The sequence below is a fragment of the Variovorax sp. efr-133-TYG-130 genome, from assembly GCF_030208835.1.
Classification (GTDB): domain Bacteria; phylum Pseudomonadota; class Gammaproteobacteria; order Burkholderiales; family Burkholderiaceae_C; genus Variovorax.
This window is the reverse complement of sequence record NZ_JARVTD010000030.1, coordinates 20,568-33,027: the sequence shown is the minus strand read 5'-3', so window position 1 is coordinate 33,027 and position 12,460 is coordinate 20,568. Positions and strand designations below refer to the sequence as shown.

General features: G+C 65.8%; 13 protein-coding genes. 11 read left to right on the top strand and 2 right to left on the bottom strand.

The annotated features are described in order from the left end of the window. The first annotated feature begins 20 nt into the window (after window positions 1-20). The 10 genes from fabZ to QRN67_RS25360 all read left to right on the top strand — a co-directional run bounded on the left by fabZ (window position 21) and on the right by QRN67_RS25360 (window position 10,364). Window positions 21-470: a 3-hydroxyacyl-ACP dehydratase FabZ gene (fabZ, locus tag QRN67_RS25405; RefSeq protein WP_021007523.1), complete on the top strand. Its 450-nt coding sequence runs from the start codon at window positions 21-23 to the stop codon at window positions 468-470. 30 nt (window positions 471-500) lie between these two features. Then, window positions 501-1,289 carry an acyl-ACP--UDP-N-acetylglucosamine O-acyltransferase gene (lpxA, locus tag QRN67_RS25400; protein WP_285414090.1) on the top strand — a complete coding sequence of 263 codons (789 nt, stop codon included), beginning with the start codon at window positions 501-503 and terminating at the stop codon, window positions 1,287-1,289. A gap of 10 nt (window positions 1,290-1,299) precedes the next feature. Next, a complete protein-coding gene (gene lpxB, locus QRN67_RS25395) occupies window positions 1,300-2,448 on the top strand; it encodes a lipid-A-disaccharide synthase (protein ID WP_081267290.1) in 1,149 nt (382 codons plus the stop codon). Further along, a complete protein-coding gene (gene rnhB / locus QRN67_RS25390) occupies window positions 2,420-3,133 on the top strand; it encodes a ribonuclease HII (RefSeq protein ID WP_285414089.1) in 714 nt (237 codons plus the stop codon). Before lpxB ends, rnhB begins: the two co-directional genes overlap by 29 nt. 7 nt (window positions 3,134-3,140) lie before the next feature. Beyond that, window positions 3,141-3,926: a TrmH family RNA methyltransferase gene (locus tag QRN67_RS25385; RefSeq protein WP_285414088.1), complete on the top strand. Its 786-nt coding sequence runs from the start codon at window positions 3,141-3,143 to the stop codon at window positions 3,924-3,926. Window positions 3,927-4,068: 142 nt separating this feature from the next. Continuing rightward, complete coding sequence (carA, locus tag QRN67_RS25380) at window positions 4,069-5,268, top strand: glutamine-hydrolyzing carbamoyl-phosphate synthase small subunit (protein ID WP_081267252.1); 1,200 nt, start codon at window positions 4,069-4,071, stop codon at window positions 5,266-5,268. Next, the gene (gene carB, locus QRN67_RS25375) at window positions 5,261-8,509 is read left to right on the top strand and encodes a carbamoyl-phosphate synthase large subunit (RefSeq protein ID WP_285414086.1); all 3,249 of its coding nucleotides are present in this window, start codon (window positions 5,261-5,263) and stop codon (window positions 8,507-8,509) included. Before carA ends, carB begins: the two co-directional genes overlap by 8 nt. Window positions 8,510-8,520: 11 nt before the next feature. Further along, window positions 8,521-9,390, top strand: a complete 870-nt coding sequence (kdoO, locus tag QRN67_RS25370) for a Kdo hydroxylase KdoO (RefSeq protein ID WP_285414085.1) — start codon at window positions 8,521-8,523, stop codon at window positions 9,388-9,390. Between the two features lie 66 nt (window positions 9,391-9,456). Beyond that, window positions 9,457-9,933 carry a transcription elongation factor GreA gene (gene greA / locus QRN67_RS25365; RefSeq protein WP_081267249.1) on the top strand — a complete coding sequence of 159 codons (477 nt, stop codon included), beginning with the start codon at window positions 9,457-9,459 and terminating at the stop codon, window positions 9,931-9,933. 14 nt (window positions 9,934-9,947) lie between these two features. After that, window positions 9,948-10,364: a DUF4149 domain-containing protein gene (locus tag QRN67_RS25360; protein WP_285414084.1), complete on the top strand. Its 417-nt coding sequence runs from the start codon at window positions 9,948-9,950 to the stop codon at window positions 10,362-10,364. 40 nt (window positions 10,365-10,404) lie between these two features. On the opposite strand, the gene QRN67_RS25355 is transcribed toward QRN67_RS25360, so the two are convergent. Together QRN67_RS25355 and QRN67_RS25350 are read right to left on the bottom strand one after the other, a co-directional pair. Then, complete coding sequence (locus QRN67_RS25355) at window positions 10,405-11,124, bottom strand: glycosyltransferase (RefSeq protein WP_285414083.1); 720 nt, start codon at window positions 11,122-11,124, stop codon at window positions 10,405-10,407. A 41-nt stretch (window positions 11,125-11,165) separates the two neighbouring features. After that, window positions 11,166-11,645, bottom strand: a complete 480-nt coding sequence (locus QRN67_RS25350; RefSeq protein ID WP_285414082.1) for a YhbY family RNA-binding protein — start codon at window positions 11,643-11,645, stop codon at window positions 11,166-11,168. Window positions 11,646-11,678: 33 nt separating this feature from the next. Between QRN67_RS25350 and QRN67_RS25345 the strand changes: the two genes are divergently transcribed. Continuing rightward, on the top strand, window positions 11,679-12,347 hold the full coding sequence (locus QRN67_RS25345) for an RlmE family RNA methyltransferase (protein ID WP_106934684.1): 669 nt from the start codon (window positions 11,679-11,681) through the stop codon (window positions 12,345-12,347). Window positions 12,348-12,460: the final 113 nt, after the last annotated feature.

Below are 12,460 nucleotides of genomic sequence, written 5' to 3'. Positions count from 1 at the left end.
CGATGCAGGACCAGAAAATCATGACGACGACGCTCGATATCCATCAAATCCTCAAGCTGCTGCCCCACCGCTACCCGTTCCTGCTGGTGGACCGCGTGCTGGACATGGAAAAGGGCAAGCGCATCACGGCGCTCAAGAACGTGACGATGAACGAGCCGTTCTTCAACGGCCACTTCCCGCACCGCCCGGTGATGCCGGGCGTGCTGATGCTCGAAGCCATGGCCCAGGCTGCGGCGCTGCTGTCGTTCCATTCGCTCGACATCGTGCCGGACGACAACACCGTCTATTACTTCGCCGCCATCGACGGCGCGCGCTTCAAGCGCCCCGTGGAACCCGGCGATCAGCTCACGCTCGAAGTCGAGATCGAACGCATGAAGGCCGGCATCTCGAAGTTCAAGGGTCGCGCCTTGGTGGGCAGCGAACTTGCCTGCGAGGCGACCCTGATGTGCGCGATGCGCCAGATCAACTGATCCGGCCGCAGCCAGCTGCTTTCACAAGGCATGACCCAGGTTCATTCGACAGCACTCGTCGACCCCCAGGCAGAACTCGACGCCTCGGTGTCGGTCGGGCCCTATACCGTGATCGGCCCGCACGTGCGGATCGCCGCGGGCACCACCGTCGGCGCGCATTGCGTGATCGAAGGGCGCACCACCATCGGGCGTGACAACAGGATCTTCCAGTTCTCGTCCCTCGGAGCGGTGCCGCAGGACAAGAAATACGCCGGCGAGCCGACCGAGCTCGTCATCGGCGACCGCAACGTGATCCGCGAGTTCTGCACGTTCAACCTCGGCGTGCCGGGGGCGGGCGGCGTGACGCGCGTGGGCAGCGACAACTGGATCATGGCGTACACGCACATCGCGCACGACTGCCGTGTCGACAACCACACCACGCTGTCCAACAACACCACGCTGGCGGGACACGTGCACCTGGCCGACTGGGTCACTGTCGGCGGGCTCACGGGCATCCACCAGTTCGTTTCGATCGGCGCTCACGCGATGCTCGGCTTCGCCAGCGCTGTCACCCAGGATGTGCCGCCGTTCATGCTGGTCGACGGCAATCCGCTGGCCGTGCGCGGCTTCAACATCGTCGGCTTGCGCCGGCGCGACTTCTCCGCGCAGCGGCTCGCCGCGGTGAAGCAGATGCACCGGCTGCTGTACCGCCAGGGCAAGACGCTCGAGGAGGCGCGCACGGCCATTGCCGCGCTCGCGGCTGAGCTGCCGGAAGCCGCCGGCGACGTCGCGCTGATGGAATCCTTCCTCGCCAACTCGACCCGCGGCATCGCTCGCTGACGTGACCGCGATGCAGAAGGACGGACAGCGACGCTTTGCGCTGGTCGCCGGCGAAGCCTCCGGCGACTTGCTCGCGGGGCTGCTGCTCGACGGCCTGCAGGCCCGCTGGCCCGACCTGCAGACGGTGGGCATCGGCGGTCCCCGCATGCTGGCCCACGGCTTCCAGAGCTGGTGGCCGCAGGAAAAGCTCGCGGTGCGCGGTTACGTCGAAGTGCTGCGGCACTACGCCGAAATCGCCGGCATCCGGCGCCAGCTCAAGGCCCGCCTGCTGCGCGAGTGGGCCGAGCTGTTCATCGGCGTCGACGCCCCCGACTTCAATCTCGATCTCGAAGCAGGCCTGCGCAGCCGTGGCATGAAGACGGTGCATTTCATCTGCCCGTCGATCTGGGCCTGGCGGCCGGAGCGCATCGAGAAGGTCCGTGCCGCCGCCGACCATGTGCTGTGCATCTTTCCGTTCGAGCCCGAGCTGCTGGCGGAGCATGGCGTCGCGGGCAGCTACGTCGGCCACCCGCTGGCCAACGTGATTCCGATGGCGCCCGACCGCGCCGGCGCGCGCGCCGCCATGGGCTTTGCGCCCGACGCACAGGTCGTGGCCCTGCTGCCCGGCAGCCGCCGTTCGGAAGTGCGCTACCTGGCGGCCCGGTTCTTCGCGGCCGCCGCGCTGATGCAGAAGGAGCGGCCGGGCGTCCAGTTCGTGGCGCCCATCATTCCGAGCCTGCGCGCGGAAGTCGAGGCGCTGCTGCAGGCCAGCGGCATGACCGGCCGCGTGAAGCTGCTCGACGGCCAGTCGCATGCCGCGCTGGCCGCCTGTGACGCCACGCTGATCGCCAGCGGTACTGCCACGCTCGAAGCGGCGCTGTTCAAGCGTCCGATGGTCATCGCCTACAACATGAATGCGCTGTCGTGGCGCCTCATGCAGCGCAAGCAGCTGCAGCCCTGGGTCGGCCTGCCGAACATCCTGTGCCGTGACTTCGTGGTGCCGGAACTGCTGCAGGAAGCCGCCACGCCGGAAGCGCTGGCCAAGGCCACGCTGGCCTGGCTGGATGCTCCGGAAAAGACCCGGGCGCTGCAACAAAGATTTTCAGAGCTGCATGTGCAATTGCAGCGCGATACGCCGACACTTTGCGCCGATGCGATCCAGAAAGTTCTTGAAGGCTGAGCAAGCCCCGCTGGTGTGGGACGCACCCGGCCTGATGGCGGGCGTCGACGAGGCGGGGCGCGGCCCTCTGGCCGGGCCCGTGGTGGCAGCGGCCGTGATCCTCGACGACCTGCGGCCGATCCGCGGGCTGGCCGACTCCAAGACGCTCACCGCCCTGCAGCGCGAACGCCTGCACGACCAGATCCTGGCCAAGGCGCTGTGCTGCTCGATCGCGCATGCCACGGTCGAGGAGATCGACACCCACAACATCCTGCAGGCCACCATGCTCGCGATGCGCCGCGCCGTGGAAGGCCTGCGGCTGAAGCCGGTGAAGGTGCTGGTCGACGGCAACCGACTGCCGACGCTCGACGTGCTGGCCGAGGCCATCGTCAAGGGCGATGCGCGGGTCAAGGCGATCTCGGCGGCGTCGATCCTGGCCAAGGTCCACCGCGACCGGCTGTGCGAGCAACTGCATATCGAATTTCCCCACTACGGCTTTGCCGGCCACAAGGGCTACGGCACGCCCGAGCACCTGGAGGCGCTCAAGCGCCACGGGGCCTGCGTGCACCATCGCAGGTCTTTCAGCCCGGTGGCGGCGGCGCTGGCCCGCACGGCTGCCGGGAGCGTCGAGGCGGAATCCGTGCCGCCGGCAATGGTCATCGGCGTGACCGAGCCCGTGCGCCTCGATCTGCACGCCGCCCCCTGAACCCCGAATGACTTCCGACACCGGCGCCAGCCACATCAGCTCGCGCGACAACCCATTGCTCAAGGATCTGCGCAAGCTCGCGCAGGACCCGGGCGCCTACCGCAAGCTGGGCCGCATCTGGCTCGAGGGCGACCATTTGTGCCGGGCGGCGCTGGCGCGCGGCGTCAAGCCGGCGATTGCGGTGTTTTCCGAATCCTTCTGGCCGCAGGCGCCGGCGGAATGGACGCGCGATGCAGGCAAGACGGTCGTCGTCAGCGACGACCTGCTGCGCGGCGTCAGCGGCCTCGAATCTCCCGCGCCCATGGGTTTCGTGCTGGACCTGCCGGCCAGGCCCGAACTGCTGGCCGACGCACCGAGCGTGGTCCTCGACCGCCTGCAGGACGCAGGCAATGCCGGTTCCATCCTGCGAAGCGCTGCAGCCTTCGGGTTTACCCAGGTGATCGCGCTCAAGGGCACGGCCGCGCTGTGGGCGCCGAAGGTGCTGCGCGCCGGCATGGGCGCCCATTTCGGCCTGCGGCTGATCGAAGGCGTGGAAGCCGAGGCACTGGACGCATTGACAGTGCCGCTGCTGGCCACGAGCTCGCATCGCGGCGAGTGGCTGCACAAGGCCGATCTGCCGCACCCCTGCGCGTGGCTCATGGGGCATGAAGGGCAGGGCGTTTCGGCCGCGCTGGAGGCCCGTGCCACGCACCATATCCGCATTGCCCAGCCCGGCGGCGAAGAGTCTCTGAACGTGGCTGCGGCGGCTGCAATCTGCCTGCATGCCAGCGGAGCGGCCCTGTCGGCCAAATAGCACATCCAGTCCGAGCTACAATCGGGGGCTTACTCGCAAATCAGCGTCGCCCGGCCGCCTTTAACGCCAAAATCCCCTTAAGCAGCAGTCCGCAGGCAACGCGCCTGGGGCTCCGGGCGACCGTAACCATCCGGAGAACCCAGTGCTTTTGTCTCTCAAGGGAAGTTTCCCGCCCGCCATCCTGGCGCTCGCAGACGGCACGGTCTTTCAAGGCAATTCGATCGGAGCCGCCGGCTCCACGACCGGCGAGGTGGTGTTCAACACCGCCATGACCGGTTACCAGGAAATCCTCACCGACCCGAGCTACTGCCAGCAGATCGTGACCCTCACGTATCCGCACATCGGCAACTACGGCGTCAACGGCGAGGACATCGAAGCCGACAAGATCCATGCCGCGGGCCTGATCATCAAGGACCTGCCCCTCGTCGCCTCCAATTTCCGCAAGACCGCCACGCTGACCGAGTACCTCGTGTCCGGCAACACGGTGGCCATCGCGAACATCGACACCCGCAAGCTCACGCGCCACCTGCGCACACACGGCGCGCAGAACGGCTGCATCCTGGGCCTCGCGGAAGGCGAGACCGTGACGCAGGCGCTGATCGACAAGGCCGTCGCCGCCGCCAAGGCCGCGCCGAGCATGGCCGGGCTCGACCTCGCCAAGGTGGTGTCGGTCACCCAGACCTACGAGTGGACCGAGACCGAGTGGAAGCTCGTCAACCTGAACGGCAAGCCGGGCTACGGCGTGCAGATCACGCCCAAGTTCCACGTGGTTGCCTTCGACTACGGCGTCAAGAAGAACATCCTGCGCATGATCGCCCAGCGCGGCGCGCGCATCACCGTGGTGCCGGCTCAGACACCCGCGGCCGACGTGCTCAAGCTCAAGCCCGATGGCATCTTCCTGGCCAACGGCCCCGGCGACCCGGAGCCTTGCGACTACGCCATCAGCGCCGTCAAGGAACTGATCGAGACCGGCATTCCCACCTTCGGCATCTGCCTGGGCCACCAGATCATGGCGCTGGCCTCCGGCGCCAAGACCTTCAAGATGAAGTTCGGCCACCACGGCGCGAACCATCCCGTGAAGGACCTCGACAACGGCCGCGTGAGCATCACCAGCCAGAACCACGGCTTCGCGGTCGACGAGAAGTCGCTGCCGGCCAACCTGCGTCCCACGCACATCAGCCTGTTCGACAACACGCTGCAGGGCCTGGCGCGCACCGACAAGCCCGCGTTCTGCTTCCAGGGCCACCCTGAAGCCTCGCCGGGCCCGCACGACATCGGCTATCTGTTCGATCGCTTCACGGCACTCATGGAAAAGCACAAGACGGAGAACAAGAATGCCTAAGCGCACAGACCTCAAATCGATCCTCATCATCGGCGCCGGCCCGATCATCATCGGCCAGGCTTGCGAGTTCGACTATTCCGGCGTGCAAGCCTGCAAGGCGCTGCGCGAGGAGGGCTACAAGGTCATCCTGATCAACAGCAACCCCGCGACGATCATGACCGACCCGGCCACGGCCGACGTCACCTACATCGAGCCCATCACCTGGCAGACGGTCGAGAAGATCATCGCCAAGGAACGCCCCGACGCGATCCTGCCGACCATGGGCGGCCAGACCGCGCTGAACTGCGCGCTCGACCTCTGGCGCAACGGCGTGCTCGACAAGTACACCGGCGCGGCCACCAACAAGCCCGTCGAGCTGATCGGTGCCACGCCCGAGGCGATCGACAAGGCCGAAGACCGCCTGAAGTTCAAGGACGCGATGACCAAGATCGGACTGGGCTCGGCCCGCTCCGGCATCGCGCACTCGATGGAAGAGGCCTGGGCGGTCCAGAAGAGCGTCGGTTTCCCGACGGTCATCCGACCCAGCTTCACGCTCGGCGGCACCGGCGGCGGCATCGCCTACAACCCGGAAGAATTCGAGACCATCTGCAAGCGCGGCATCGAAGCCTCGCCCACCAACGAGCTGCTGATCGAAGAGTCCCTGCTCGGCTGGAAAGAGTACGAGATGGAAGTCGTGCGCGACAAGGCCGACAACTGCATCATCGTCTGCTCGATCGAAAACCTCGACCCGATGGGCGTGCACACCGGCGACTCGATCACCGTGGCTCCCGCGCAGACGCTGAGCGACAAGGAATACCAGATCCTGCGCAACGCCTCGCTGGCCGTGCTGCGCGAGATTGGCGTCGACACCGGCGGCTCGAACGTGCAGTTCTCCATCAACCCGAAGGACGGCCGCATGGTCGTCATCGAGATGAACCCGCGCGTGTCGCGTTCGTCGGCGCTGGCCTCCAAGGCCACCGGCTTCCCGATCGCCAAGGTCGCGGCCAAGCTGGCCGTGGGCTACACGCTCGACGAGCTGCGCAACGAAATCACCGGCGGTGCCACGCCCGCGTCGTTCGAACCGTCGATCGACTACGTGGTCACCAAGATCCCGCGTTTCGCCTTCGAGAAGTTCCCGCAGGCCGATTCGCGCCTCACCACGCAGATGAAGTCGGTGGGCGAAGTGATGGCCATGGGCCGCACCTTCCAGGAATCGTTCCAGAAGGCCCTGCGCGGCCTCGAGGTGGGTGTCGACGGTCTCAACGAGAAGACGCAGGACCGCGAAGTGCTGGAAAAGGAACTGGGCGAGCCCGGTCCCGAGCGCATCTGGTACGTGGGCGATGCCTTCGCCATGGGCCTGAGCGTGGACGAAGTGTTCGCGCTGACCAAGATCGACCCGTGGTTCCTGGTGCAGATCGAAGAGATCGTGAAGATCGAGCTCGAACTGGAAACCAAGTCGCTCGACGACATCGACCGCGACACGCTGCTCGCGCTGAAGAAGAAGGGCTTCTCCGACCGCCGCCTCGCCCGCCAGCTGAAGACCACCGACACGGCCATCCGCGAGAAGCGCCGCGCCCTGGGCGTGCGCCCGGTCTACAAGCGCGTCGACACCTGCGCGGCCGAGTTCGCCACCAACACGGCCTATATGTACTCGACCTATGAAGACGAGTGCGAGGCCGATCCGACCAACAAGAAGAAGATCATGGTGCTCGGCGGCGGTCCCAACCGCATCGGCCAGGGCATCGAGTTCGACTACTGCTGCGTGCACGCCGCGCTCGCCATGCGCGAGGACGGCTACGAGACCATCATGGTCAACTGCAACCCCGAGACCGTGTCGACCGACTACGACACCTCGGACCGCCTGTACTTCGAGCCGCTCACGCTCGAGGACGTGCTCGAGATCGTCGACAAGGAAAAGCCGCTCGGCGTGATCGTGCAGTACGGCGGCCAGACGCCGCTGAAGCTCGCGCTCGACCTCGAAGCCAACGGCGTGCCGATCATCGGCACCTCGCCCGACATGATCGACGCGGCCGAAGACCGCGAGCGCTTCCAGAAGCTGCTGCATGAACTCAAGCTGCTGCAGCCGCCGAACGCCACCGCGCGCACCGAGGCCGAAGCCCTCGAAAAGGCCGCGGCACTGGGCTATCCGCTGGTGGTGCGCCCGAGCTACGTGCTCGGCGGCCGCGCGATGGAAATCGTGCACGAGCAGCGCGACCTCGAGCGCTACATGCGCGAAGCCGTCAAGGTCAGCAACGATTCGCCGGTGCTGCTCGACCGCTTCCTGAATGACGCCGTCGAGTGCGACGTCGACTGCATCCGCGACGCCGAAGGCGGAACGCTGATCGGCGGCGTGATGGAGCACATCGAACAGGCCGGCGTGCACTCGGGCGACTCCGCCTGCTCGCTGCCGCCTTACAGCCTGAACGCCGACACGGTGGCCGAACTGAAGCGCCAGAGCGCCGCGATGGCGGCCGCGCTGAACGTGGTCGGCCTGATGAACGTGCAGTTCGCGATCCAGCAGAAAGACGGCAAGGACGTCATCTACGTGCTCGAGGTGAACCCGCGTGCCTCGCGCACCGTGCCCTACGTGAGCAAGGCCACCGGCATCCAGCTCGCCAAGGTGGCGGCACGCTGCATGGCTGGCCAATCGCTGAAATCGCAGGGCATCACGAAGGAAGTGACGCCGCCGTACTTCAGCGTGAAGGAAGCCGTGTTCCCGTTCGTCAAGTTCCCGGGCGTGGACACCATCCTCGGCCCCGAGATGAAGTCGACCGGCGAAGTGATGGGCGTTGGCAAGACCTTCGGCGAAGCCTTCGTGAAGTCGCAGCTCGGTGCCGGTACGCACCTGCCGAAGTCGGGCAAGGTCTTCATCTCGGTGAAGAACAACGACAAGGCACGCGCCGTGGAAGTGGCGCGCGGCCTGTCCAAGCTGGGCTTCGAGCTGATCGCCACCAAGGGCACGGCGGCCGCCATCAGCGCTGCCGGCATCGAATGCGCGACGGTGAACAAGGTGACCGAAGGACGCCCGCACATCGTGGACATGATCAAGAACAACGAGATTGCGCTGGTCATCAACACGGTGGAAGAGCGCCGCAACGCGATCACCGATTCGCGTCAGATCCGCACCTCGGCGCTGCTGGCGCGCGTAACCACGTTCACCACGATCTTCGGCGCAGAAGCGGCGGTCGAGGGCATGGGCTTCATGGACGAGCTCGGCGTGATCTCGGTGCAGGAGATGCACGCGCAACTGGCAGCCGCCTGAGCGTCGTCACCATGGAAACGCAGCTCGTCGAACTGGACCTGACGGACTGGAACGCGGCCACGCCCAACGAGGCGTGGATCGCGGAGCTGGAAGCGGGCAAGGTGCTGTACTTTCCGCGCCTGGGCTTCGAGCTGCTGCCCGAAGAGCGCAGCCTGCTGACGCCAACCCTGCTGTCGCCCGACGTGCGCAACATCAGCCTCGATGCCAACGGCAAGCTTAAGGGCGCCGTGGGCGACGAGGCGGTGCAGCGCGCGGCAGCCGCGATGGTGGGGCGCTTCCGGGCGCAGGCCACGCAGCTCATTCATGGCTTGCTGCCGCACTACACGCCGGCCCTGCGGCTGGCGCCCACCAGCTACCGGCCGGCACAGGTCGAGACGCGCGTGCAGTCATGGCGTGCGGATGACCGCCGTTTGCACGTCGATGCATTCCCGTCGCGTCCCAACTACGGCGAACGCATCCTGCGCGTCTTCACCAACGTCAATCCCGAAGGCGCACCGCGCGTGTGGCGCGTGGGCGAGCCTTTCGAGGACATCGCCAAACGCTTCCTGCCGCGTGCCAAGCCTTATGTGCGCTGGCAGGCCAAGCTGCTGCAGGCGCTGCACGTGACCAAGTCGTTCCGCAGCGAGTACGACCACCTGATGCTGCAGTTGCACGACGGCATGAAGTCGGACATGGCGTACCAGGAAAGCTCGCCGCAGGAGACCGCCAAGTTCCCGCCGGGTTCGGTGTGGGTGTGCTTCTCCGACCAGACCTCGCACGCGGTGATGGCGGGGCAATACATGCTGGAGCAGACGCTTCATCTGGCCGCATCGAAGCAATACAATCCCGACTCGAGCCCGCTCGCCATTCTGAGCCGGCTGACCGGACGCACACTCGTCTGATCAATTCCCTCAATCGACCGCCGAACGGCAGCGTTCGGCGGTTTCGCTTTATGGAGAAACAAGAACATGGCCACCATTCCGATCACCAAGCGCGGCGCTGAAAAACTGCGCGCCGAACTGCACCAGCTCAAGACGGTAGACCGTCCCTGGGTCATCAACGCGATCTCCGAAGCACGCGCCCAGGGCGACCTCAGCGAGAACGCTGAGTACGAAGTCGCCAAGGACCGCCAGGGCTTCATCGAAGGCCGCATCCAGGAAGTCGAAGGCAAGCTGTCCGCCGCGCAGATCATCGACCCGAGCGAGCTCGACGCCGGCGGCAAGGTGGTGTTCGGCTCCACGGTCGAACTGGAGGAAGAGGAATCCGGCGAGGCCGTGAAGTACCAGATCGTCGGCGAGGATGAAGCCGACCTGAAGCTCGGCCTCATCAACATCTCCAGCCCGATCGCGCGCGCGCTCATCGGCAAGGAAGAGGGCGACACCGCGGAAGTGCAGGCGCCCGGCGGCCTCAAGCGCTACGAAATCGTGGCGGTCCGCTACATCTGATTCTTCTTCGAGCCATGAAAGACCGCGTTGCGCTGATGCTGGCCGCCTTCTGGTGGGGCAGCCTCACCACGATCGGTTTCCTGGTGGTTCCGATGCTGTTCGCCAGGCTCGGCAATCCGTCGGTGGCGGGCAACTTCGCGGCGCAGCTGTTCGAGGCGCAAAGCTGGATTGCCGTTGCCTGCGGGCTGATCCTGCTGATCCACTTTCGCGCCAAGGCCGACGACCGCATGGACGGTCCCGCGTTGACGTCGATTTTCCTGATCCTCGGGGCGCTGCTGCTGGCGCTGATTCAGCAGTACGCCGTGGCGCCGCGCATCGTGGCGCGCGACAACCTCAAGCTGTGGCATGCCGTCGGCAGCGGCATGTACCTCGTGCAGTGGGTGTGTGCCGGTGCGCTGCTGTGGCGCATGGGCGAGCGCAAGCCGGACTGATTCGCGGCGCGGAGGCGGCAGGTGCCGCTTCCGCAATCCTTCACTCTTTCCAGTATTTCGCAACCCAGCTTGCCGGCCGGATGAAGCGGAAGGCGCGGTTGCGGCGGCCTGCCAGCGCGTCCGGGGGGTTGCATTCGCCATGGAACACCATGACGCGTGCGCCCTCGGGCACGAAGGGCTCTTCCCAGTAGTTGGTCGGCCAGGTCGGGATGCCGTGGTACTTGAAGCTCGGGCACCATTCGGCGGGCCAGTAGGCCAGCTTGCCTTGCTTGTGGAGCATGTCCGACAGATAGGCCTGCTCGTTGCGATACTGCGCCTGTACCTTGTCCAGGTTGGCGCGCAGGTAGGCCAGGATGTCGGCATGGGCGCCGATCTCGAAGCGGTAGACCGATGAGTTCCCGGTGATGCGCTCCCGCCGCCAGGGGCGTGGGTAGTCGTGAATGATCAGGAACTCGCCGGGCTGCTCGAAAAAGGCGTCGAGGCTGCCCACGACGACCACGTCGAGGTCGAGGAAGAGGGCGGTGCCGCGCAGGCCGTACAGGTCTTTTTCAAACGTGGTGAGCTTCTTCCAGCCTCCGTCGCGCTGGCCGGGGGCCAGGTTCAGGTTCAGCTGCGGAATCGGCAGGCACGTCACCTCCGGGCGAATGCCGTTGCCGTCGTCCGTCAGGCACACGAACTTGAAGTCGCCGCCGAGGTTGCGGCGCACCATCGCGTAGAGCCGGTTGACGTATTCGGGGCCGTATTTCGTGCCCCACTTCATGCAGAGGATATGGCGCTGGGCGCCCTGCGCTGCCACCGGCCTCAGTCCGACTGGTTGCGCTTCTTGGCAGACAGCGGCCGCTTGGCCTTGGCGCGCTTGATGGTGCCGCCGGGGGTGAGGCGCTGGTTGCCGAGCACTCGCAGCGTCTTGATCTCAGGGCGCTGGCCGCCGCGCTTGCTGTACTTGACGATCTTCACGTCGCGCGGGCCGGGCATGCGGTCTTCGTCGATCACGCGCTCTTTTTCGGGCTTCGGACGCCACAGCACCAGCAGCTTGCCGATGTGCTGGATGGGGGCCGCGTCAAGTTCATCGGCCAGTTTGCGCAGCATCGCGTCGCGGGCGAGGCGGTCGTCGGAGAAGACGCGTATCTTGATCAGGCCATGGGCCTTGAGCGCCGCATCGGCTTCTTTTTTTACGGCAGGGGTGAGCCCGTCTCCACCGACCATGACGATCGGATCCAGGTGGTGAGCTTCGGCGCGGTGCACCTTGCGCTCGGCAGGGGTAAGTTGAATGGCGGGCATCCCCGTATTATCGACGCGTACACGAAGACCCCCATGAGCACCAAAGCCAAAAGCAAAAAAGTCAACAAAGCGTGGCTTCACGACCATATCAACGACCCCTACGTGAAGCTCGCCACCAAGGAGGGTTATCGCGCGCGGGCCGCCTACAAGCTCAAGGAAATCGACGAGTCGCTCGGCCTCGTCAAGCCGGGCCAGCTGGTCGTCGATCTCGGCTCCACCCCCGGGGCCTGGAGCCAGTACCTGCGCCGGCGCATGTCGCCGGACGGCGCCGCGGCCGGCGAACTCAACGGCACCATCATTTCCCTGGACATCCTGCCGATGGAACCCATCGAGGGGGTGACCTTCCTGCAGGGCGACTTCCGCGAAGATGCGTTGCTGCAACAGCTGCTCGGCGTGCTGGCCGGCCGCAAGGCCGATCTGGTGGTGTCCGACATGGCGCCCAACCTGTCGGGCATCCATTCGGCCGATGCCGCCCGCGTGGCGCACCTGATCGAGCTTGCAATCGACTTCGCCCAGCACCACCTGAAGCCTGAAGGCGCTCTGGTGGCCAAGCTCTTCCACGGCAGCGGCTACGACGACCTGGTGAAGCTTTTCAAGGCCAATTTCCGCATCGTGAAGCCCTTCAAGCCCAAGGCGTCGCGCGACAAATCGGCCGAGACCTTCCTGGTCGGAATGGGCCTGAAGGCCTCGGATACGCCTTGATACCTTGCCGCCGATTGCCCGTACAGGGCGCAAACCCCTGTCAGGCTATGGCTGCTTTAGGGAAATGCCCGCTTTTCGCAGCTTGAAAAGCCTAAAATGGGGCGCAATTGCGT